This window comes from Lactobacillus sp. UBA5813 (genome assembly GCF_002417895.1).
Taxonomy (GTDB): Bacteria; Bacillota; Bacilli; order Lactobacillales; family Lactobacillaceae; genus Lactobacillus; species Lactobacillus amylolyticus.
In genome coordinates, this window is record NZ_DICZ01000044.1 from 47871 (window position 1) to 71522 (window position 23652).

Here is a 23652-nt window from a genome sequence, read left to right on the forward strand (position 1 = left end):
GAGAAAAAGCGTAATGAAAAAAATAAAAGTAATGACGGTTTTCGGTACGCGTCCAGAAGCAATCAAAATGGCACCGCTCGTTTTAAAACTGAAAAAAGATGAGCGTTTTGATGAAGTAACGGTTGTTAGTGCGCAGCACCGTGAAATGCTGGATCAGGTTTTGGATATTTTTAAAATTAAGCCTGACTATGACTTTAACATTATGCACAAGAACCAGACTTTGGAGGATATTACCTCAAAAGTTTTGAATGATTTAGCTAAAGTCATCCAAGAAGAAAAGCCAGACATCGTTCTAGTTCACGGCGACACCACAACAAGTTTTGCTGCCAGCTTAGCCACTTTTTATGAACAAACAACTTTGGGCCACGTTGAGGCCGGACTTCGTACTTGGAACAAGTATTCACCGTTTCCTGAAGAGATGAACCGGCAAATGACTGATGACATGGCTGATCTTTACTTTGCACCAACTGAATTGTCTAAGTCTAATTTGTTAAAAGAAAATCACAAACCAGATGGCATTTTTGTGACCGGTAATACTGCAATCGATGCTCTTCATGAAACTGTGCAAAAAGATTATCATCACGCTGTGATGGATGAAATTACGCCTGGGAGCAAAGTGATTTTGGTAACCATGCACCGTCGCGAAAATCAGGGTGAACCAATGCGCCGCGTCTTCAAGGTCATGAAGCAGGTTATCGACAGCCATGATGATGTGGAAATCATTTATCCAGTCCACTTATCCCCAAGAGTGCAAAAAGTTGCCAACGAAGTTCTTGGCGGTGACCCGAGAATTCACTTGATTGAACCATTGGATGTGGTCGATTTCCACAATTTGGCTAAACGTTCATACTTCATCATGACCGATTCCGGCGGTGTACAAGAAGAAGCACCAAGCCTTGGCAAGCCCGTTCTTGTTTTAAGAGATACCACTGAGCGCCCAGAAGGAGTCAAAGCCGGAACCTTAAGACTTGTGGGTACAGAAGTGGATAAAGTCAGAGAGAGCATGCTTGAGCTTTTGGAAAACAAGGATGCCTATGACAAGATGGCCAATGCAAAGAATCCATATGGGGATGGTCATGCGGCTGATCGGATCATGGATGATATTGCATACTACTTCTCAGACAAGACAGGTCCAAGACCAAAGGATTTTGAATAAAAGAAAAGCAATGAGTTTTAATTACTCATTGCTTTTTTTTGTGTTCATGCTTTTCTTTTTGTTGTTCCAACCGAATTTTTGCTCGTTCAATCATTGTATGTTCTTGCTTTTGGAAGACTGATCTGGTCGTCAGATAGTTGAAAATTCCGACTAAAATTTGATCAATAATTTTGACAAGCAAGGCATTAAGATGGAGCCATGAAAGACCAACCAACATAATCAATGTATCTGGAATCAGTGAAATGATTCTATAAGTAAAAAAGGCTACTAGTTTATGCCAAGTTGAATGTTCATGGTCGACATTGTTGATAAAGACAGCTTTTTGATTAAAGTAAAAAGAAGCCAAATTAGAAACGATGAAAGCAATCGTGTTGGAAATCACCACGGCACTGTGCCACCACTGATGCAAGATCATGAAGGCCACAGTATTGATTAGAGCTGCGACAAAACCGAAAAGCATGTAAACCCATAAATTTCTATGACGTCTCATTAGCTTTTGCCCCAAATGACGAATATTTTTTTTGTCGCTAAACACAGCCCATTTATTTTGCTGCATATTTTTATCCATTTAGTTTTTCATTCATTTCCTTTGCGGCTTGATCGATTAACGCAATATCGTCATCATCCGGAGCATTTTCAATGGTTACCGGTGCTGTGATTTCTTCGGCGCCGCACTTTTTAAATGCTTTTTCGAAGTCAAAAACATTTTCACAGAAGTGTTCACCATAGGTTTTGTCTCCTGAACCCATCACCGTAAAAGCTTTGCCGTTTAAATCAATATCTTTCAGTTGGTCGTAAAAGTCAGCCAAATCATCGGTCATCGTGCCTTCGCCGTAAGTGTAGGTAATGAAAATGCATAAATCTGCATCCTCATATTCACTTGCATCCGCAAAACTGACGTCGCTTGAGTCTGTTTCAAAGCCATAGTCTTGCAAATCTTCTTCAAGCATGTCAGCTATATCTTCGTCATTACCAGTCATGCTGGCATAAACAATTTTGGCTTTCATGATAACTCTACCTTTCATGCGTCTTATATATAACCTTTATTATACATAATTTCTGATAATTATCGTATACATAATTTCTGATAATTATCGTAATCCTTTAGCAAACTTTTAAAAAACGCTATAATAAAAGTAACTATTTTTTGATGAGGAGAGAATATTTTGATAACGATAAAATCTGTTCGTGAATTGCAAGGAATGCAAAAGTCCGGCCGACTTCTTGCATCAATGTTTGAAGGCTTGCGTGATGTAATTAAACCAGGTATTTCAACTTGGAATATTGAAGAATGGTGCCAAAAATACGTTAAATCAAAGGGTGGCCGTCTTTCAGAACAAGGTTTCGAAGGCTATAAATATGGTACCTGCATCTCAGTTAATGATGAAGTTGCACACCAAACTCCAAGAAAAGATTGCATTTTAAATGAAGGCAACATTGTTAAGGTTGACGTAACTTGCAACCTTAATGGCTATGAAACTGATTCATGTACTACTTATCCTGTAGGCAAAATTTCAAAAGAAGATCAAGATTTGATCGAAACTACCAGAAAAGCAATGTATCTCGGGATTGATCAAGCTGTTCTTGGCAACAGAATTGGAGATATCGGCCATGCTATTCAAACTTTTGTTGAAGATGAGCATCATTATGGTGACGTTCGCGAATTAGTTGGTCATGGTATTCAACCATCTATTCATGAAGATCCTGAAGTTCCACACTGGGGTAAAGCCGGTCATGGTCTTCGTCTGCGTGAGGGCATGACTATTACATGTGAACCAATGGTTGAAGCAGGCGGCGATTGGCATATTGATCAAAGAACTGTTGATGATCCAAATGATGATTGGGTTTACTATGCTACTCCAGATGGTTCAAAAGCCGCCCAATTTGAACACACTTTTGCAATTACCAAAGATGGTCCTAAGATTTTGACTTTGCAAAAGCCATATGATGGTTATGAAAAATACTTGCCTCATTTTGATGAGATGGATGACTAAGGTAGATGGATGAAAACTTCTGTCGGGCGCTTTAGAGAGCAAGCAGGTTCTTTTTATAAAAAGTTGTCTTCAGTGCTTGCTGAAGGTGAAATTTTTCAAAGTTCAATTGTAATTGCCTATTATATTTTGTTTTCAATCTTTCCAATCATAATTATTGTTGGGAATGTTCTGCCACTATTTCATATCAATACAGAGCCAATTGCAGACTATTTGGACCTTATTTTTCCGGATCAGGTTTCCAAATATATCATGCCAATCATTAATACTTTGCTGAAAAATAATTCGACCGGATATATTTCATTCGGTATTATTTTGGCCATTTGGTCTTTCTCGAACATGGTAAATGCAATTAGAATTGGAATGAACCGACTCTATGGCGTTCATGCAGTTGAGTTAAAATTATCCTTTCTGAATTTTTTGTGGACAAGGTCATTTACTATTCTTTTGACGGCGCTCATGATTATTGTCTTTACGGCAATTGCTTTAGTAATGATTTTTGGTCAGCAAGTATTGGAGTTCTTGCGTCCAATTATGTCCATTTCAGTTGGAGAGATTAAAAAGATATTTAGTTATCGCTATCCGGTCATCATTCTGATGATGGTAGTTGCGGTAGCTTATCTTAATTATGTTTTGCCGAATATTAAGCTGCGGAAAAGGATTATTTGGCCTGGCGTAATTTTTACGGTTCTTAGCTGGTCAGCACTGTCTTATTTGTTTGGCTTTTATTTGCATCATTTTCCTATCAGTTGGGAAAACTATGGCATTATTGGAACCTTTATTATTTTCATGTTGTGGCTGAACATTATTTCTTTGCTTTTCTTATTTGGAACAAGCATTAACGCGACAATCACTAGAATCAAATATGGTGATTTAGAATATTCATCAGGTCGAATTGCTTCTTACATTCAGCAAAAACGTCATCAATAATAGAAAGTGTGTATTTATGAAAGTTAGAAAAGCAGTTATTCCAGCTGCCGGTCTTGGCACCCGTTTTTTACCAGCAACTAAGGCAATGCCAAAAGAAATGCTGCCAATTGTTGATAAGCCTACGATTCAATTTATCGTTGAGGAAGCCAAAAAATCAGGTATCGAAGATATTTTAATCGTAACTGGCAAAAATAAGCGTTCAATTGAGGATCATTTTGATTCCAACCCAGAACTTGAGCAGGACTTAGCCAAAACAGGTAAAGATAAACTCCTTAAGTTAACGCAAGATATTACCGATTTGGGTGTTAATTTGTACTTTACTCGGCAACCACATCCAAATGGCTTAGGAGATGCTATTTTAAAGGCCCGCGGCTTCGTTGGGAATGAGCCGTTTGCTGTTATGCTTGGCGACGACTTAATGGATGACAAAGAACCATTAACCAAACAATTGATTGATCGTTATGATAAAACCCATGCATCAACAATTGCCGTTATGAAAGTGCCGCATGAAGAAGTGTCTAAATATGGTGTCATTGAACCTTCTGATGAAATTGAACCAGGCTTAATCAACGTTAAATCATTTGTGGAAAAGCCAGATGTGGATAAAGCGCCAAGTGATTATGCAATTATCGGCCGTTATTTGCTGACGCCAGAGATTTTTGATATTTTAGCTCATCAAAAACCAGGTCGTGGCGGCGAAATCCAATTAACTGATGCGATTGATACTATGAACAAAACCCAAAGAGTATTTGCTCACGTCTTTAAGGGTGACCGTCATGATGTTGGTAACAAGGAAGGTTACCTTGAAACTTCAATTGAATATGGTTTGCATCATCCTAAGACAAAAGATGAATTGCGCGAATACATTATCAATTTAGGCAAGAAATTAGCTGCTGAAAAGAAATAATTTGAAGAATTAATAAAACTCAGACAATCATGCCTGAGCTTTTTCTTGGTTTTATTTATAATATATGAGGTATATATAAAAACAGCTAAAGGGAAAATAATTTTAGATGAGAGATATTTATATTGTTGCAGCCAAAAGAACGCCTTTTGGTCGTTATAAGGGCTTTTTTAAGGATCAAACTGCCGTTGATCTCGGCGTAATGGCCCTAAAAGGGACTTTAAAAGCGATTGATCTGGATCCGGCTGAAGTTGAAGCTGTCTTCATGGGAAACGTCATAGCAGCCGGTTTAGGCGAAAATATGGCGCGGCAAGTAGCACTTAATTCAGGTTTGCCTGAATCTACGGTCGCAACAACTGTTAATGACGTCTGTGGCTCGAGTTTAAAAGCAGTTCGTCTAGCTCAAGGACAGATGATGATGAGCGATCTGGATTTGGTAGCCGTTGGTGGTGCTGAAAGCATGACCAATGCACCGTATGTACTTGATAAAAAAGATAAAGAAAATCCAAGCGGTCATTTAAGAAATACTCTGTTTACCGATGCTTTGATTGATGCTTTTTCCGGGCAACCCATGGGTGTCACGGCGGAAAACGTTGCTGAGAAGTATCATATTTCTAAAGAAGAAATGGACCGTTTTAGTGTTGAATCTCATAGAAAAGCCGTCAAGGCGGTTGAAGAGAATGCGTTTGCGGATGAAATATTGCCAATTACGCTTAATGGCGAGACTTTAGCTCAAGATGAGAGCATTCGTCCGGATACAAGCATGTCTGCCTTAGCTAAGCTGAAAGCCGTATTTAAAGAAGGCGGCAAAGTGACAGCGGGCAACGCTTCACCTTTAAATGATGGCGCAAGCATGTTGATTTTAGCTACTAAAGAAAAATGCGACCAATTAGGTCTAAAGCCACTTGCTAAACTTGGAAACTTCGCAGAAGCTGGATTTGATCCAAGTTTAATGGGCTATACGCCATATTTTGCCGTTAAAAAATTGCTAAAAAAGGCTAAAACACAAATTAATGACTATGATGCCTTTGAAGTTAATGAGGCTTTTGCGGCACAAGCTGTCGCTCTTAAACGCGACTTGCATATCCCGGCTGATAAGCTGAATATCTTAGGTGGAGCAATTGCCTTAGGCCATCCCTTGGGAGCAACGGGAACCCGTCTAATTGCAACGGCAATCAGCGATTTAAAAAAGGTAAACGGGCAAAAGGCATTAGCCACTCTATGTATCGGTGGTGGACAGGCAATTGCCTATGAAATCGAGCGCGTATAATGAAATTTTATCAACTTAGTCCTGAACAAAGAAGAAAAAAACTGCTTGCTGCTGGCATCAAGTTAGATGCAATTGATGATGCAGTATTGTCGCGGCTGGATAAATTAAGTGAAAATGTCATTGGCCAGTTGCGTTTGCCGGTTGGCCTTGTTCAAAAGGCAATTGTCAATCAGCAAAAATATGTGGTACCAATGGCAACAGAGGAGCCATCTGTGGTTGCAGCTGCCAATCATGGCATGAGTATTTTTGCTAAAAATGGTGGCGTCATAGCTGATAGCAAACGGAACGGGATTTTTGGTCAAATCGTTCTAAAGATTAATAAACACTTTAGTTTAGAAACGCTAAAAACAACCTTTCCCGATTTGATTAAAAAAGCCAATCAGCAATTCAACTCCTTGGTTAAGCATGGCGGCGGTCTAAAGAAAATCCAGGCCGAAGTCAAGCAGGACCTTCTTTATCTAAAAGTATTGGTTGATCCTGCAGAGGCGATGGGTGCCAATAAAACAAATTCGATTTTAGAATATTTGGCGGCTGAACTAGAAAACTATGCTGGCATTGATGAAAAAATGTTTGCAATCTTATCCAATTATCCAAGTCAATTGACAACGGCTAAAATCGCATTAGATCCAGCCAGCGTTGGTGGACTTGAAGTTGCCCAAAGAATTGCTTTGCTCAGTCAGATTGCTCATGATAATCCTTATCGGGCTGTGACCAACAATAAAGGAATTATGAATGGCGTTGATGCGGTCCTGCTGGCAACAGGCAACGACTATCGCGCCGTTGAAGCGGCTTGTGGTGTTCTAGCTAATCAGGATGGACAATATCGCAGCTTGTCAAAGTGGACCGTTGCAGATAACAAGCTCTGCGGAGAAGTAACTCTGCCTTTGGCAATTGGCACGGTAGGCGGCTCCATTTCGGCTCGTGAAGATGTTCAGCAGGTTTATCGAATTTTGGGTAAAGTTAATACTAAGACTCTAGCCGAAATTATTGCCAGTGTTGGTTTAGCAAACAATTTGGCGGCAATCTTGGCAATTTCGACCAGTGGTATTCAAGCGGGACATATGAAATTGCAAGCACGTAACCTTGTTGCCACTTTAAAGGCGAATGACGAAGAAAAAAAGCAGGTTCTGAAATTGATGCGCAAAGCAAAAAAATATTCAATGAAAGATGCAGAGGCTTTTTTAAAAGAAGTAAGAGGAGAAAAATAAGTTTTATGCAAGTAGGAATTGATAAAATTGGCTTTTTTACACCGAATAAGTATGTGGACATGGTAGATTTGGCAAATGCCAGAAATGAAGATCCCAATAAATATCTAATTGGAATTGGCCAAAGAAAAATGAGCGTTGCCGACCAAACTCAAGATGCTGTGTCAATGGGAATTAACGCCACCTTGCGTTATTGGAACAAGATCGAGCGGGATAAAGTTGGTTTGCTTATTTTTGGAACAGAAAGCAGTGTTGATCAATCAAAATCTGCTTCTTTATTTGTTAAAACTGCTCTTAAAATGAAGCCAGAAGTAAGAACTTTTGAAGTTAAGGAAGCTTGTTTTGGTCTAACAGCAGCCTTGATGATTGCGCGCGACTTTGTTCGTGTTCACCCTGAGCAGACTGCGATCGTGATCGGCAGTGATATTGCCCGTTATGGGATTAAAACTCCAGGAGAAGTAACCCAAGGTGCCGGTGCAATTTCGATGCTGATTAAGAGTGAACCTAAGATTTTAGCCTTAAACGATGGTCATAGTGCATATAGTCAAGATATTAACGACTTCTGGCGGCCAAATGATCATTCTACTGCCTTAGTTGAAGGCAAATATTCGACGCAAGTTTATTTGGATTTCTTTAAAAAGACGTTTGATGCTTATAAAGAAAAAAAGGGCTGGAATACGCAAGACTTTTCCGCTATTATTTATCATTTGCCTTTTACTAAGCAGGGATTGAAAGCTAACCGAATTGCCATTGAAGATCAAGATGAAAGAACGGCTGAAAGATTAATGACCAATTTTGATGCTTCTAAGCAATTTAGCATGCAAGTGGGGAATATTTATACAGCAGCTCTTTATATGAGTTTGCTTAGTTTGCTTGAAAATGCTGAATTGTCTCACAACGCATTAATTGGATTATTCTCATATGGGTCTGGTGCGATGGCTGAATTCTATTCTGGCAACGTAATTGATAATTATCAAAGACAATTGGATCCTGAAGGCGATCAGGCTTTGCTTGATCGCAGAAGCAAGTTGAGCATCGCTGAATATGAAAAGATTTTCAATGAAGCTTTGGAATTGCCCGCAGATGGCCAAGAATTAGTAAGCGATGATGAAGCTGGATACTGGTATTTTGCTTGTACGCAGAACCATGTTCGAATTTACAAGCAGAAATAGAAAAAATAAGATAAAAAAATTGCAGTTGCTAATTAAAGCAGCTGCAATTTTTTATTTTATTCATCAATATGATTTCTTCTTCTGGAAACTTCATAGAAGATCCAAGCAATTAGTGCAAAGAAGACAGGACCAAAGCCGGTCCAGAATGCAGTAGCGTAATTTCCTTCAAGGATTGGCTCTACGATCGTGAAGACAATTCCCGTACATACAATAATTTCAACAAAGACAACTAACGCAACAGTCCACTTGTAATTGGTGAAGATTCTGAATTTGCGTGGGTAGTCCTTCTTTAAGAAGAATGGGAAAGCACCAATCAAGAAAATATAAGGTGCAGTAGCTGCGACATTGCCCATATCAGTTAAAACTTGATAGAAGCTGGCTGCAGCAGAGCCACCAAAGGAGACGACACCAATTAATAAACAAACGAAAATGCTTTGAGCCCACATTGCATTGGCAGGTACGCCATGTTTGTTCAATTTGGTTGTGGCTTTAGGCCACAATTTAGGGTTTGAGCCCATGATGAAGGACTTAACAGGTGAGTAGAGCAAGACGAAGAAGGCTCCCATCATGCCCATCAATCCGGATAAAGCAATAGCTCTGGTGAAAACTTGACCGATGATTAATGATGCGTGTGGGTCAAGGTTCAACGCATGACCTAATTCGCGACCTAAAGTACCATACACAATATAGGTGATGTTACCAGTATTTGCATTTCCATGAAGAATATCTTGTTGATAATTGACTGAAAAGCCGGTCATAAAGATCATCAAGACATAAGAAATAATGGTAAACAATGAACCGATGATTAATCCACGTGGGAATTCTTTCTCCGGTTTTTTCATATTGTTGATCACACCGCCGACCGTTTCCATTCCGCCATAAGCAAAGACAGCATAAACGACGAACGAGATAATTGTAATCGGTGTTTGAAAACTCTTGTTAGGAGAAACAATGAAACTAGAAATGCCGTGAATCGGTTCAGCTAATTGTCCGCGATTAAGGCATAGGATCAAGATACTGGTCAGAATAAAAATGACATTCATCAGGATCATAAAGATTCCACCGATCGAAGACATAATTTTAATACCTGTCATTCCGCGAGAGCAGAGATAGGTAGATAAAAGCATGAATAAAATAGCTAGCAAGCCAATTAATTGAGTTCCATGCAATCCAAAAATGCTCCAGCTTTGTGTAGTGTCTTTTCCAAAGAGCAAAGCTGAAATGGAAATCCATAATCTGGAAGCACTAGCGACTAACCATAATACCCAGTTTGCCAGCCAAACGAAAGTACCGATAAAGGCCCATTTTTCTCCGATTGAACCGGCTAACCATGAATAAATGCCACCTTGAGCGTCGTGAAAAGCAGAACCATATTCCGCCATCATTAAACCAGCCGGGAAGAAGAAGCAAATGCCAGCTAAGACAAACCAAATAATTCCGGCATAGGTCATCTGCTCATAAGAAACAGAAACATTTCCGAAACCGTAAACGGTCGTAATGATCATTAGAACTAAACTAAAGATCGTTATATTTTTCTGTTGTTTATTATTTTCCAAAACATGCCTACTTTCTAAATAGTTCTAGCATGTTCATTGTATCATTCTATAAAAGTATCATTCTATAAAAGCGGTTTCACATTAAAGTAGCAGTTCCTTTTTCAATTGAAATTTGCAAGCCATAAACTGGTAGTTTTTGTCCGTCATTGTCAATTCGTAAAGTGAGTCCGCGTTGATGCATCTTACCAAAGAGCTGCACGATCTGTTTCTTGGTCATGCTGCGTTTGCCTGGATTTGCCAAGAATTCATTATGAGCGACAGTTATTTTGCTTAAAGGAAAAGTTTGTTGCTCGATTCTTATATAAAAATGGAGATTTTCATTCAAATTATCAATTAATTCTAGAAAGTTGCTAAAGGTCATAATTATTCTTTTCTATACGTAATGCTAAGTGCTATACTTGTTGATATTAAGTATCGAATAGAATTAAAGAGGATAGTTATGAAGCACAAAAAAATTTGGCTTTCAATTGCTACTATTATAACAGTAATTTGTCTTGCACTAGTTGGGGCAGGTTTTTACTTTTTCAAGGTTGGCTGTGTTCCTGGTCAAAAAAGTTTTATTGCTGCGAATACGACCCAGATTAAAAAGACAGATCCATTATATAAAGAGAAGAAATGGTATGCCGCAGCTAAAAAGCAAAAATGGTATATGCAGTCGGCTGGTGGCAATTATCGTTTGGATGCTAATTATATTCCCGATGGCAAGTCAAAAAAGACAGTAATTATTTTGCATGGCTATATGAATAATAAGGATACAGTCGGCTCTTACGCTGCTCTTTTTCATAAGTTAGGCTATAATACATTGCAGCCAGATGCTCGTGCACATGGTCAGAGTCAAGGCAAGTATATCGGCTATGGCTGGGTTGAAAAGGCGGACGTTAAAAAGTGGATTAAGAAGATCATCAAAAAGACGAGAGCCAAGCAGATTGTAATTTTTGGCGTCAGCATGGGTGGTGCTACTGCAATGATGACTGCTGGTGAAAAACTGCCGCATCAAGTAAAAGCAATTATTGAAGACTGTGGCTACAGCAATGTTAAGGCTGAGATTGAGCACGAAGCTCAGGACTTATATAGCATGCCGGCAGTTCCGCGTTTTCCATTAGTTGAAATTCTGAGTGGGATCAACCGAATAAAAGTTGGCTACTTTATGGGGGATGCTTCCTCAGTCAATCAATTGAAGAAAAATAAGCTTCCGACTTTATTTATCCACGGAAATAAAGATACTTTTGTACCGACAAAAATGGTTTATGCAAATTACAAAGCAAGAAACGGCCCTAAAGAATTATGGGTGGTTCCAGGAGCTAAGCATGCAAAATCTTTTGCTACGCATCCTAAGGCCTATTATGAACACGTTAAAAAGTTTCTTGCTAAATATGTTAAATAGCTTGTAAACGCTTACATTTGCGGTATAATTAAAGCGTGGAAGAGGTAGAAATAAAGTTTAACAATATAAGTAAGTTTTTATCTCCAGAAAGAATTGTATTATTGTTGGAAAAATCTCTAATTATAGAGAGGTGTCAGCTATTATAGATTTACAGATCTGTTCAATGGTGAGACGCGATGATTCCAATTTAATAAAAGTTACGTGTTTTACGTAATGACCCGAACAAGTGAATGTTAATGTAGGTCGCGACCAGCCAATGTTTATACGCTTAATAAACATTAGAAAAATCGTGACTATCAATTGATGAGTTTACCTCGTCCACTGCATTAAAAAAACGATTGCCAAAAGACGAAAAGCCCGACAATCGTTTTTTTATTTGTTTTATTTTCTAAGAACCAATTTAACAACACATTCGCAGCGAGGTGTTTGTGGCAGCATGTCTACGTTTTCGATTAAGCGAACATCATAAGATTCAGTCAAAAGAATTAAATCTTGTGCTAAAGTTGATGGGTTGCAGGAAATGTAGACGAAAGTTTGTGGCTTAACGCGTAATAAAGTCTTGATTAAGCTTTTAGCCAGGCCAGTTCTTGGTGGATCCACGATCAAAGCATCGATTGGCAAACCACCTTTTTGCAGTTCAGGCAGAACTTTTTCAACGCTGCCTTGGAAATAATCAGCATTTTTGATGTGGTTGATTTGCACGTTGTGCTTAGCATCTTCTACAGCCTCTGGGATAGTTTCGATGCCAACTACTTGTTTGACCTGATCAGCAGCCAAGATTCCCAATGTACCGACGCCACTATAAGCATCAATTAAAGTTTGATCAGGAGTGAGATCCAAGAATTTTAATGCTTCGGAATAAAGAGTTTCTGTTTGCACAGGATTTAATTGGAAAAATGCTCTTGGTGACAATTCGAATTTTTTACCTAAAATGACTTCAGTAATTTGATTTTTGCCCAAAAGCTTCTCCGTTTTATTACCCCACACTTGTGGATTGCGCCAATCGGTTTCATTTTGATAGACACTGACCACATTAGGCAGATTCATAATCTCTTTTGCTAAGTTCATTAGATTCTTGATCTGATGGCCAACTGTAATTAAAGTTACTTGAATTTCTTTAGTAGCTTCGGATTGACGGACGACAATTGTCTTGATGCCATCTAAATGCTTGCGTCGGTCAGCAATGAAGACGTGGTTTTTCTCAATCAAATGCTTAATGTCGCGTTCCGTTTTTTGCGTACCCTCACTTTGGGTAGGCATAACGGGCAAATCGATTAAACGATGTGAGTTGGGAGCGTATAAGCCCAATTTGTTCTTGCCATGGTCGCGTTCAATTTGATATGAAGCTTTAGCACGATAATGCCATTGATCAGGAGCTGGAATCGTGTTCTTAACCTTATATTTGTCGTAATTGCGAGGGTGAAATTTTTGCAAAGCCTCAATTACATTCGCTTTTTTGAACTCTAATTGCTTGGCATAACTAAGATGAGCTAATTCTAGGCCACCGATTTCTGGATCAACGTCCTTAGGAAAGTCAACCCGATCTGGACTTTTCTCTTTGACCCGTACGAGTTCGCCTTGGATATAATGAGGATATTCTTTAACGATTTTTGCTACAACAACTTCGTTTGGCAAGGCTCCGGGAATAAAGATAATTTTCTTGCGGTAGTACCCAATTCCTTCACCATTGATTCCTAGGCGTTTTATGGTAATAATAACGTCTTTTTCTTTTTCTTGTTTTTTATTTTTTCTAAAATTTTTGTGCATTGCTAATTCTTTCTACAATAAACTATTAATAATTTGGTTTGACTTCTATTTTACTCCCTGAAAAAAGTTCTTAGCAAGAAATATTATTTTCTGCTAAGATTAAAGGCGGAAAAAGAAGTAGAAAGGCTGACAAAATGGCGATAATCACTAAAGTTAGCGCTCAAAGAAGGCCGGGACGCTATAATATTTTTTTAGATGGCAAGTATGCTCTTTCAGCTAGTGAGAAGACATTAGCTGAGTTTGTTTTACTCAAGGGCAAGGAACTGAGCGATTCACAAGTTGAAAAAGTAAAGCAGTTTGATGCTGATGCCAAGGCCAGTGATTTGGCGGCTCGTTTTTTGAGCTATGAGCCGCGAACCGTTTATGAAGTTCTGCAGTATTTAGCCAAACACAAAATTTCAAATGAAGCTGTTTCCAATGCAGTTGCAGAATTAACTGAATTGGGCTATTTGGATGATCAGCAGTATGTAGCTTTGTTTTTGAAAAATAATCTGCAGGTTGGTTCAGATGGGCCAAAATCTTTAAAACGAAAATTGGCACAAAAAGGCGTGGATCCAGAAATAGTTCAAAACCAGCTTGATGAGGTTGCTGAAGAAGATTGGCTTGAAATAGCTGAGCGTGTTGTGAAATCAATGCGACATCAGGTGGGAAAATTGTCTGAGCGAGAATTAGAGCTTAAAATTAAAACTAAGCTAATTAGTCATGGCTTTAATGCTGATTTGGCAGCAGGCGTGATTGATCGATTGGATTTGAAGCCTAGTGAAGAAGAGCAAGATGAAGCATTAAAGAAGCAAGGAATTAAGGCCTATAAAAAATTCCGTCGTTTTGATGAGCAAGAACGCAAGTTTAAGATAAAACGTTATCTGTTCAGTCATGGCTTTTGTAGTGGCGAAATCGATGCCTTCTTAAATGGTGAGGTTATTGATTTAGACGAATTAGCAGAATATTAAGGAGAAAAAATGGCAAAAAAAGAGATTGATAGTTTAACTTTTATTGGTCGTCCTTTTCCTTATACAATGATGGATGATCAAAAAACTTTTGGCAAAGTTAACATGCAAATGGAAAACGATGAGGATTTCCAAAAGTTTCTAAAAGAGAATGGCTTTGAAAATCAGCGCTCCAGCATGTTTGTTTTTGGACCGGAAAGCTTCATGTATTGGTATGGGATCGTCACCAATAAAGACATTGAAACTCCAAAAAGCATGATGAAGTATGTTTTTCCTAAAGGTGAAATTGCAGAGGAAGAAAGCGATGCCCAACTGAATTATTTCAGTTTGCCAGCACACTATCTTGTAGAAACTTTCTTTAAGAAGCTAATGAAAGAAAATATTTCCGTTTTCCAAAACCCTGGCGACAGCGATACGCCATATCTTGTTCAAGATATTAATTTAGATAGCAAAAAATTAAAGCAATTCTGGTATTTATCCGCAAAATAAAAGTCTAGCTCTTGTGGGCTAGACCTTTTTTATTATCTTTAATGTTGTTGCGGATCAATCGATAAATTGTCGTATTCAATGTAGGCTCCTAAGCAGGTGGAGACAAACATTACTAGCAAAACAACGCCAGTAGCATTGCCTACGATATCATCAAGCGTGAGGTAATATCTTACTAATGACATTGCACCAAAGCAGAGAACAAAATCCAAAATGACATTTGCAGTTAGTAAAAAGTAGCGCCGGCGGATACTGAAGAAACGTAAAAGCTGTTTTAACAAACCATCGTTGGTTTGCATTGCCAATAAGTCAACCGGTCTTTGAATCGTGGCTTTAATCCCAAACATAACTAATGAACCGACAAAAGCACCGATCAAACTTCTGAATAAATTGCCTGAGTGCAAAACCAGTGCGTTGTAGCCGATTCCGATGATTGTCAGACTGCAGATGTATGGAATTAGCAGCAAAAAGAAGAATACTAATAAAACATGACTTTTCTTCATAATATAAACCTCGCTTCTTAATTGCTATTTTAGCATATTAACGGTTGCGCTATGCTATAATATGATTATTTAGAGACAAGTTTTAAAGAAGGAGAGCCAACTATGAGTAGCGACCCCGCAGCTGAAAATTTATTCTATCGCTTAAAGAGTAAATTTTCTAGTGACAAGGGAGAAAATAATAAAGATCATTTAGCCAAAGAAGTAGAGCAGCTGCATGATCATCATCAAATTAATGATACCGAATTTTCAATGCTTGAAGGAATTCAGAATTTCCAATCAAAAACAGCTCGTGAAGTGATGGTTCCTCGTCCTGATGCATTTATGGTTGATGCCACGATTCCTTTTAGGGATAACTTGGATGAAATTCTGCGACAGCCGTATTCTCGAATCCCAGTTTATCAACAGGATAAAGATAAGGTTATTGGGATAATTCATATTAGAACGGTGCTGCGTGAAGCAAGAAGAAAAGGCTTTGATCATTTGGATTATCAAGACGTCATGTATGAGCCGCTTTTTGCGCCTGAAACTGCGGAGCTAGGCGAGTTGCTGGTCGAAATGCAGCAAACCCAGCGCCAATTGGCAATTTTGCTGGATGAATATGGCGGGGTAGTGGGCTTAGCCACGATCGAAGACCTAATTGAAGAAATTGTGGGCGACATTGACGATGAAGTTGATCACGCTGAAATTTTGTTTAACAAATTAAGCACTAACAAGTACGTCATTTATGGCAAGATGCCGCTGGATGATTTTAATGAGCAGTTTGATACTAAGCTTGAGATGACTGATGTTGACACTGTAGCAGGCTATTTAATTACTCGTCTAGGAGTCATTCCTGCAAAAGGTGAGAAGCTCAGTATTACATTGGAGAATGGAATGATTTTGACAACTGGGCGCATGAAGGGCTCAAGATTGTTAACGATTTTATTAACCATTCCAGATCAGAGTGAACAAAAGGAAGAAGACAATAAGGATTAATGGATAAAGAGTTAGAAGATAAAGTTAAGAAGAGAAGAACTTTTGCGATTATTTCCCACCCGGATGCCGGTAAAACAACAATTACCGAACAAATGCTGCTCTTTGGTGGTGTAATTAGAAAGGCCGGTACTGTTAAGGCACGTAAGACCGGTAATTATGCTACTAGTGACTGGATGGAAATTGAAAAGAAGCGTGGGATTTCCGTTACTAGTTCAGTAATGCAATTTGAATACCAAGGCAAGCGGATCAATATTTTGGATACGCCAGGACACCAGGACTTCTCTGAAGATACCTACCGGACCTTGATGGCAGTTGATGCTGCCGTTATGGTAATTGACTCAGCTAAGGGTATCGAGCCACAGACTAAAAAACTGTTTAAAGTTGTTAAACAGCGTGGTATTCCAATTTTTACCTTTATGAACAAGCTCGATCGTGATGGCCGACCACCTTTGGATTTGATTGCTGAACTTGAAGATCTGCTTGGCATCGAAGGAGTAGCAATGGACTGGCCAATCGGCTCAGGACAAACACTTAAGGGCCTTTATGATATCGCTAATAACCGAGTAGAGCTGTATCACAAGGACGGTGCCGATCGTTTTATTGCCCTAGATAAAGATGGAAAATTGCCAGATAGCGAACCATTAAGTCAAGATCAGCAATTCCAAGAAACTTTAGATGAAATTGATTTGATTAAGGAAGCTGGCAATAAGTTCGATCGTGAAAAGATTGCATTAGGCGATCAAACGCCAGTCTTCTTCGGCTCAGCTTTAACTAATTTTGGGGTTGAAACTTTCTTAAACAGTTTCGTAAACTTAGCTCCAGCTCCAGAGAGCCATACGGTAAACGAGGATGAAGAATTAGAACCTGATGATCCACAGTTTTCAGGCTTCGTCTTTAAGATACAGGCTAATATGAATCCGCATCACCGCGATCGAATTGCTTTTGTTCGTGTCGGCAGCGGCGAGTTTAAGAAGGGCTTGGATGTAACTTTAGCTAGAACGGGTAAGCCAATTCGCTTAAATAACGCAACTGAATTCATGTCCAGTGAACGAGTACAAGTTAGCGATGCGGTAGCTGGTGATATTGTTGGTTTATATGACACTGGCAATTTCCAGATTGGCGATAGTATTTATTCTGGAAAGCGTAAAATTGTTTATCCACCATTGCCGGAATTTACACCTGAATTATTCATGCGTGTAACTGCCAAAAACGTGATGAAGCAAAAATCTTTCCACAAAGGGATGAATCAACTGGTTCAAGAAGGAACAATTCAGCTTTATCGTAATTATCAGACGGATGAATATATTCTTGGGGCAGTTGGTCAATTGCAATTTGAAGTTTTTAAATTCAGAATGCAAAATGAATATAATTCTGAAGTTGAAATGACAAGTATTGGTCACCGTGTTGCTCGTTGGATTGATCCGGATCAATTGGATCCATCAATGTCTAACATGCGTAATTTGCTAGTTAAGGACCGATATGGCAATCCTTTATTCCTGTTTGAAAATAAATTTGCCGAAAGATTCTTTAAGGATAAATATCCAGATGTTAAACTAACAGAAAAATTATAGGAAAGAAAAAACCTGGAAGCTCAGCTTCCAGGTTTTTGCATTTATTTATCGATATGAATTTCGATAACATGCCGACTTTTGTCTACGGTTAATGTATAACTGACGTTTGGGTCTTTAACTAACCGATTGATCACAAATTCAACTTCTTTTTCAAGGATGCGACGATCGTGGTTTTCCAAAGCAATACCGATTGAATCTTGGCTCTCTGTGTAGATAACCGAAGTATTTCCTAAAGAGTAAACCTTTACATAAGTTGCATCAGTAGTATTAAGCTGACTGTGAACTAATTCTGCATAACTGTTGGTTACATCTATTAAATGCATGGATTTCACCCGTTTCTGTTCAAACTTTCATCATCTATAGTATAAACTAATTTTGATACTTTATTTACAAAAATACATGAAAAAAAGGAGAACAATCTGTTCTCCTTTTTTACGCGTTAAAGTGCCTTTTTACTTATCTTCGGCAGCTTGATCTTCATCACTGATAACAATCTTGTTGTCTTTGACATCTGCCAAAAGATTCTTGCTGCTTGGATGATCAAGCTTGAATTCGGCAACATTGTCTTCGATTTCTTCTTGGATGGTTCTGCGAAGCGGACGAGCACCCATAGTAGGATTGAAGCCATCGTCAACAAGCTTTTCCTTTGCCTTGTCAGTGACATCAATATGCAAGCCTTGATCCTTAACCATGTTGTTGGTGTTGTTGAGCATCAAGTTGACGATTTTGATCAAGTCCTTCTTAGTTAATTTATTAAATTCAATGACATCATCAAGCCGGTTCAAAAACTCTGGCTTGAAGTATTGCGTCATTGCGCTTCTCGCAGAATCTTGATCTTCATCACTGTTTTCAGCAGCAAAACCAACACTGGCAGTACTGATTCCTTGACCAGCATTAGAGGTCATGATGATGATTGTATCTTTAAAGGAAACAGTTCTGCCTTGTGAGTCGGTTAAACGACCATCGTCAAGAATTTGCAAGAAGAGGTTCATGACATCAGGATTTGCCTTTTCAATTTCATCAAGCAAAATCAAGCTATATGGATTGTGCCGAACTTGTTCAGTTAATTGACCAGCTTCTTCGTAGCCTACATAACCAGGAGCTGAACCGATCAATTTAGAAACTGAATATTGTTCCATGTATTCGGACATGTCGAAACGAATCATCGCATCTTCAGAACCAAACATTTGCTTAGCAAGTTGTTTGGCAAGTTCAGTCTTCCCAACACCAGTAGGTCCTACGAAGAGGAAGGAGCCGATTGGTCTGCCGGACTTGTTGAAACCAATTCTGTTACGACGAATTGCCCGAGCAACTTGATCAACGGCCTCGTCTTGTCCGATAACTTTACTCTTCAAATCACTGGCCAAGTTTTTCAATTGGTTTTCTTCTTGCTTTTGAATATCGCCAACTGGAATGTTAGTCTTTTCCTCAACAATCTTGTCCATGATCTTATCAGTAATGATAGGAGCTTTATCAGGGTCAACCTTTTGATCCTTCATCTTGTCATACTTTTCGATTTGATCGCGGTAGTAGGCAGCCTTTTCATAATCTTCATTCTTTAAAGCTTCTTGCTTTAATTCTTCTGCTACTTTAATTCTTTCCTTCATCTTATCTTGATCAATGTAAGGAATAGTCAAATTCATTCTTGAACCAGCTTCATCAAGAAGGTCAATGGCTTTGTCTGGCAAGAAACGGTCTTGAATGTAGCGAGCAGAAAGCTTGACAGCTGCTTCAATGGCCTTATCGGTATATTTAACGTGGTGATAATCTTCGTAGCGCTTTTGAATGCCTTTTAAGATTCTGATCGTTTCATCAATTGAAGGCTCTTTAACTTCTACAGGTTGGAAACGACGTGCCAAAGCAGAATCCTTTTCAATTTCACGGTATTCTTTAATCGTAGTTGCACCAACTAATTGTAGTTCGCCACGAGCTAAAGCTGGCTTAATAATGTTGCCGGCATCCATTCCGCCTTCAGCATTACCTGCACCAACGATTTCATGAATTTCATCAATGAAGAGAATAACATCTTTTCTAGATTCCAATTCTTTGATTAATTGTTCCATTCTTTGTTCGAATTGACCACGAAAGCCAGTTCCTTGTACTAATGAAACAACATTTAATGAAATAATTTTCTTATCTTGCAATTTAGCAGGGACGGAACCATCAACAATTTGTTGAGCTAATCCTTCAACAACAGCGGTCTTACCGACACCGGCTTCACCGATTAAAACAGGGTTGTTTTTGGTTCTTCTGTTTAAAATCTCAATAACACGTGAAATTTCTTGATCACGTCCGATTACTGGGTCAATTTTTCCTTTTTTAGCAAGGGCAGTAAGATCAGTACCATATTGATCAAGCAGAGAACGACCACCGTTTCCGGCATTTCCACCGCCCATTTGCATTTCGGGTCCTTGATTATTCATATTATTATTGTTTGCGGCATTTGAGTTATTGCCATTAATGGCATTGAATAGGTCATCAAAGTCGCCAAAGAATTCATTATTATCGTTATTCATATTGATATTACCTAAATTACTTAAATTTCCTTGTTCATTTCTTAATTCTTGATAACAGTGTTGACATAAATCAATTTCACGGCTCTGACCATTTACCTTTGCATAAAGATGGATGGAGGCTAGCCGCTTGTGACAGTTTTGACAAAGCAATAATATTACCGCCTTTCGCTTTAAACATACACAAATTGTAAAATTAGCACTCTTTAAAGTCAAGTGCTAAGCATTACAATCGAATATTAAAAAAGAAAAATATACCTTATTAATAAAGAAAGTGATTTTTACCTGAAAATAAGATTATTGCATTAGTCATTTTGAATGAAGTAGAATAAAAAGGTCGGAAATTATAAACTCAAGATTGAGAGCGGTGATGTAAATGGACTATCAAAAGATTCTTGACCAAATAGTCAGCGGCGAATTGAAAGAATATAAAGTAGAGCCAAAAGATGCTTTCGACTTTCAAGCAGCATTGCGAAACTATGGAAAAAGACAAAATATTACTGGTCGTGCTGAAAGAGGCGGTACAATTATATATACCGCCAACAAGAGCGATGACTAAATAATGTAAACTGTTACATAATTGTTGTGCTAACGGCAAAAAAATGATAACCTATCATTCGGATGGGTATTTATTACCGATTAATTTGTTTAAAATTAAAGGAGATATTCAAAATGGAAAAACGCGATTTTCACATTATTGCAGAAACTGGTATTCATGCACGTCCAGCTACTTTGTTGGTGCAAGCTGCTTCAAAGTTTGGTTCAGACGTTAACTTGGAATACAACGGCAAGTCTGTAAACTTAAAGTCAATCATGGGTGTTATGTCACTTGGTGTTGGTAAAAACGCTGATGTTACTATCACTGCTGAAGGTGACGATGAAAAAGACGCATTAGACGCAATTGCAGATACTATGAAAAAAGAAGGTTTAGCTGAATAATGACCAAGACTTTAAAAGGAATTGCTGCAAGTGACGGTATTGCTGTTGCTCCAGCTTATCTTCTTGTTGAGCCTGATCTTTCATTCACTAAATATTCAATTAATGATGTTGATTCAGAAGTAAGTCGTTACAAGAAGGCTGTTTCTGATTCAACTGCTGAAGTGGAAAAAATCCGTGATGTAGCTAAGAAGAGTTTAGGTGAAAAAGGAGCTCAAGTTTTTGAGGCTCACTTAATGATTTTGAATGACCCAGAATTCACTGGTGCTATTGAAACTGAAATTAAGAACTCCAGCATTAATGCTGAAGCTGCATTGGACGAAACTGCTCAAAAATTTATCAAGATTTTTGAGGGTATGACTGATAACCCTTATATGCAAGAACGTGCTGCCGATGTACGTGATGTTTCAAAGCGTATCATGGCACACCTTCTTGGTAAGAAGTTACCAAACCCTGCTTCAATTGATCACGAAGTAATCGTTGTTGCTCATGACTTGACTCCAAGTGATACTGCACAACTTAACAAGAAATACGTTAAGGGCTTTGTTACTGATGTTGGTGGTCGTACCGCTCACTCAGCAATCATGGCTCGTTCATTGGAATTGCCAGCCGTAGTTGGTACTGGTTCAATTACCAAAGATATTAAGGATGGTCAAAACATGATCGCTGATGGCTTAGACGGTGTTGCAATCGTTGAACCAAGCGATGACCAAGTTGCTGAATACAAGCAAAAAGGTGAAGACTTCCTTAAACAAAAGGCTGAATGGGCTAAATTGAAGGATGAACCTTCAGTTACTGCTGATGGTAAGAAATTTACTATTGCAGCCAACATTGGTACTCCAAATGATATGCCTGGCGTTCATGAAAACGGTGCTGAAGCTGTTGGTTTGTACAGAACTGAATTCTTGTACATGGATTCTTCAGACTTTCCAACCGAAGATGACCAATTTGAAGCTTACAAGGCTGTTATCGAAGGTATGAAGGGCAAGCAAGTTATCATCAGAACTATGGATATTGGTGGTGACAAGCACCTTGATTACTGGGATTTGCCACAAGAAATGAACCCATTCTTAGGTGTTCGTGCTATTAGACTTTCACTTAAGAACGAGAACATTTTCCGTACGCAATTAAGAGCTTTGCTTCGTGCATCTGCTTACGGCAAGTTGGGTATTATGTTCCCAATGATTGGTACCTTAGCAGAATTACGTCAAGCTAAAGGCATCTTGAATGAAGAAAAAGACAAATTGATCAAGAAGGGCGTTAAGATCGGAGACGACTTACAAGTTGGTATGATGATCGAAGTTCCTGCTGCTGCTATTTTGGCTGATCAATTTGCTAAAGAAGTTGACTTCTTCTCAATTGGTACTAACGACCTTATCCAATACACTATGGCTGCTGACCGTGGTAACGATAACGTTTATTACTTGTACCAACCATGCAACCCATCAGTATTACGCTTGATTAAGCACACTATTGATAGTGCCCACGAAAATGGTATTTGGTGTGGTATGTGTGGTGAAGCTGCTGGTGATAACACCATGTTCCCAATTTTGCTTTCAATGGGACTTGATGAATATTCAATGAGTGCAACTTCAATCTTGAGAATCAGAAGCTTAATGAAAAAGTTAAGTACTGCTGATCTTAAGGAATTAGCTAACAAAGCATGTTATGTTTCAGAAACTGCTGAAGATAACGAAAAGTTGGTTAATGACTTTATGGCAAGGCTTAACAAATAATAAAGCGAAAAGCATTCGAGTTTTATACTCAAATGCTTTTTTTATGTCTTTTTTAAGCTGCTCTTATATAAAAATTCACACTTTCTTCACGAAATCCAGGTATTCTTAGAACATACAATTGATTAAACATAATTTGTTAAAAATAAATTAATTGTGACTTACAAAAAGAAAGTAAATGTGTTATACTTAATAAAACACGAAAAAGCGTATACGATTATTTGTTCTGAGGAGCGTGAAAAAATGGTAGATTTATATGTATCTCCTAGTTGTACTTCATGTCGCAAAGCAAAGGCTTGGCTTGAGAAGCACAACATTCCATACAAGGAAAGAAATATTTTTTCTGAGCCATTAACCAAACGTGAGCTTCTTCAAATCTTGCGCATGACTGAAAATGGAACTGAAGAAATTATTTCGACTCGCTCAAGAGCCTTTCAACAATTGAAAATTAATTTGGATGATTTATCTATTGATAAGTTGCTTGACTTGCTAGAAAAGAATCCAAGTTTATTAAGAAGACCAATTATTATGGATGATCGTCGACTTCAAGTTGGTTACAATGAAGATGAAATTCGTCGTTTCTTGCCTCGTAAGGTTCGTCGTTTAGAACTAGCTGAAGCCCAAAAAATTGCTGATTTATAATTTTTAAGCGC

Annotated in this window: 24 protein-coding genes; 16 read left to right on the forward strand and 8 right to left on the reverse strand. The window is 38.5% G+C overall.

Annotated elements, in window-relative coordinates:
• Positions 1-13: 13 nt before the first annotated feature.
• The gene (gene wecB, locus B2008_RS07680; protein WP_281829924.1) at positions 14-1156 is read left to right on the forward strand and encodes a non-hydrolyzing UDP-N-acetylglucosamine 2-epimerase; all 1143 of its coding nucleotides are present in this window, start codon (positions 14-16) and stop codon (positions 1154-1156) included.
• Positions 1157-1181: 25 nt separating this feature from the next.
• Here the strand turns inward: wecB and B2008_RS07685 are convergent, their stop codons facing one another.
• Both B2008_RS07685 and B2008_RS07690 read right to left on the reverse strand, forming a co-directional pair.
• Positions 1182-1712 carry a GtrA family protein gene (locus B2008_RS07685; RefSeq protein ID WP_281830077.1) on the reverse strand — a complete coding sequence of 177 codons (531 nt, stop codon included), beginning with the start codon at positions 1710-1712 and terminating at the stop codon, positions 1182-1184.
• A gap of 4 nt (positions 1713-1716) precedes the next feature.
• Complete coding sequence (locus B2008_RS07690; protein WP_281829923.1) at positions 1717-2163, reverse strand: flavodoxin; 447 nt, start codon at positions 2161-2163, stop codon at positions 1717-1719.
• Positions 2164-2322: 159 nt separating this feature from the next.
• Here B2008_RS07690 and map point away from each other — a divergent pair, with 159 nt between their 5' ends.
• From map to B2008_RS07720, 6 genes are all read left to right on the forward strand, one after another.
• A complete protein-coding gene (map, locus tag B2008_RS07695) occupies positions 2323-3150 on the forward strand; it encodes a type I methionyl aminopeptidase (protein WP_281829921.1) in 828 nt (275 codons plus the stop codon).
• A gap of 9 nt (positions 3151-3159) precedes the next feature.
• Complete coding sequence (locus B2008_RS07700) at positions 3160-4077, forward strand: YihY/virulence factor BrkB family protein (protein ID WP_281829919.1); 918 nt, start codon at positions 3160-3162, stop codon at positions 4075-4077.
• 16 nt (positions 4078-4093) lie between these two features.
• A complete protein-coding gene (gene galU, locus B2008_RS07705; protein WP_281829918.1) occupies positions 4094-4984 on the forward strand; it encodes a UTP--glucose-1-phosphate uridylyltransferase GalU in 891 nt (296 codons plus the stop codon).
• Between the two features lie 106 nt (positions 4985-5090).
• On the forward strand, positions 5091-6251 hold the full coding sequence (locus B2008_RS07710) for a thiolase family protein (protein ID WP_281829917.1): 1161 nt from the start codon (positions 5091-5093) through the stop codon (positions 6249-6251).
• Complete coding sequence (locus B2008_RS07715) at positions 6251-7459, forward strand: hydroxymethylglutaryl-CoA reductase, degradative (RefSeq protein WP_281829915.1); 1209 nt, start codon at positions 6251-6253, stop codon at positions 7457-7459. Before B2008_RS07710 ends, B2008_RS07715 begins: the two co-directional genes overlap by 1 nt.
• A gap of 5 nt (positions 7460-7464) precedes the next feature.
• Positions 7465-8628: a hydroxymethylglutaryl-CoA synthase gene (locus B2008_RS07720; protein WP_281829913.1), complete on the forward strand. Its 1164-nt coding sequence runs from the start codon at positions 7465-7467 to the stop codon at positions 8626-8628.
• 56 nt (positions 8629-8684) lie between these two features.
• Here the strand turns inward: B2008_RS07720 and yjeM are convergent, their stop codons facing one another.
• Together yjeM and B2008_RS07730 are read right to left on the reverse strand one after the other, a co-directional pair.
• Complete coding sequence (gene yjeM, locus B2008_RS07725) at positions 8685-10184, reverse strand: glutamate/gamma-aminobutyrate family transporter YjeM (RefSeq protein WP_281829912.1); 1500 nt, start codon at positions 10182-10184, stop codon at positions 8685-8687.
• A 76-nt stretch (positions 10185-10260) separates the two neighbouring features.
• Positions 10261-10545: a hypothetical protein gene (locus B2008_RS07730; RefSeq protein WP_080881595.1), complete on the reverse strand. Its 285-nt coding sequence runs from the start codon at positions 10543-10545 to the stop codon at positions 10261-10263.
• Between the two features lie 72 nt (positions 10546-10617).
• Between B2008_RS07730 and B2008_RS07735 the strand changes: the two genes are divergently transcribed.
• A complete protein-coding gene (locus tag B2008_RS07735; protein WP_281830076.1) occupies positions 10618-11568 on the forward strand; it encodes an alpha/beta hydrolase in 951 nt (316 codons plus the stop codon).
• 381 nt (positions 11569-11949) lie between these two features.
• Here B2008_RS07735 and rlmD read toward each other — a convergent pair whose 3' ends face one another.
• Positions 11950-13335: a 23S rRNA (uracil(1939)-C(5))-methyltransferase RlmD gene (gene rlmD / locus B2008_RS07740; RefSeq protein WP_281829911.1), complete on the reverse strand. Its 1386-nt coding sequence runs from the start codon at positions 13333-13335 to the stop codon at positions 11950-11952.
• A 134-nt stretch (positions 13336-13469) separates the two neighbouring features.
• Here rlmD and recX point away from each other — a divergent pair, with 134 nt between their 5' ends.
• Both recX and B2008_RS07750 read left to right on the forward strand, forming a co-directional pair.
• Positions 13470-14285, forward strand: coding sequence for a recombination regulator RecX (recX, locus tag B2008_RS07745; RefSeq protein WP_281829910.1), 816 nt, complete (start codon positions 13470-13472; stop codon positions 14283-14285).
• A gap of 9 nt (positions 14286-14294) precedes the next feature.
• Positions 14295-14771: a hypothetical protein gene (locus B2008_RS07750; RefSeq protein WP_281829909.1), complete on the forward strand. Its 477-nt coding sequence runs from the start codon at positions 14295-14297 to the stop codon at positions 14769-14771.
• Between the two features lie 38 nt (positions 14772-14809).
• Here the strand turns inward: B2008_RS07750 and B2008_RS07755 are convergent, their stop codons facing one another.
• Complete coding sequence (locus B2008_RS07755) at positions 14810-15271, reverse strand: hypothetical protein (RefSeq protein WP_281829908.1); 462 nt, start codon at positions 15269-15271, stop codon at positions 14810-14812.
• Positions 15272-15373: 102 nt separating this feature from the next.
• Here B2008_RS07755 and B2008_RS07760 point away from each other — a divergent pair, with 102 nt between their 5' ends.
• Positions 15374-16246 carry a hemolysin family protein gene (locus B2008_RS07760; RefSeq protein WP_281829907.1) on the forward strand — a complete coding sequence of 291 codons (873 nt, stop codon included), beginning with the start codon at positions 15374-15376 and terminating at the stop codon, positions 16244-16246.
• The gene (locus B2008_RS07765) at positions 16246-17817 is read left to right on the forward strand and encodes a peptide chain release factor 3 (RefSeq protein WP_281829906.1); all 1572 of its coding nucleotides are present in this window, start codon (positions 16246-16248) and stop codon (positions 17815-17817) included. The genes B2008_RS07760 and B2008_RS07765 overlap by 1 nt, the downstream gene beginning before the upstream one ends.
• Before the next feature lie 41 nt (positions 17818-17858).
• Here B2008_RS07765 and B2008_RS07770 read toward each other — a convergent pair whose 3' ends face one another.
• Positions 17859-18140, reverse strand: coding sequence for a DUF1827 family protein (locus tag B2008_RS07770; protein WP_281829905.1), 282 nt, complete (start codon positions 18138-18140; stop codon positions 17859-17861).
• Between the two features lie 129 nt (positions 18141-18269).
• Positions 18270-20483, reverse strand: a complete 2214-nt coding sequence (locus B2008_RS07775; protein WP_281829903.1) for an ATP-dependent Clp protease ATP-binding subunit — start codon at positions 20481-20483, stop codon at positions 18270-18272.
• 223 nt (positions 20484-20706) lie between these two features.
• Here B2008_RS07775 and B2008_RS07780 point away from each other — a divergent pair, with 223 nt between their 5' ends.
• From B2008_RS07780 to spxA, 4 genes are all read left to right on the forward strand, one after another.
• Positions 20707-20889 (forward strand): hypothetical protein, encoded by a 183-nt coding sequence (locus B2008_RS07780; RefSeq protein ID WP_281829901.1) that lies wholly within the window; start codon positions 20707-20709, stop codon positions 20887-20889.
• 113 nt (positions 20890-21002) lie between these two features.
• Positions 21003-21269, forward strand: a complete 267-nt coding sequence (locus B2008_RS07785) for a phosphocarrier protein HPr (protein ID WP_056939460.1) — start codon at positions 21003-21005, stop codon at positions 21267-21269.
• A complete protein-coding gene (ptsP, locus tag B2008_RS07790) occupies positions 21269-23002 on the forward strand; it encodes a phosphoenolpyruvate--protein phosphotransferase (protein WP_281829898.1) in 1734 nt (577 codons plus the stop codon). Before B2008_RS07785 ends, ptsP begins: the two co-directional genes overlap by 1 nt.
• A gap of 240 nt (positions 23003-23242) precedes the next feature.
• Positions 23243-23641: a transcriptional regulator SpxA gene (gene spxA / locus B2008_RS07795; RefSeq protein ID WP_281829896.1), complete on the forward strand. Its 399-nt coding sequence runs from the start codon at positions 23243-23245 to the stop codon at positions 23639-23641.
• The last annotated feature ends 11 nt before the right edge of the window (positions 23642-23652 follow it).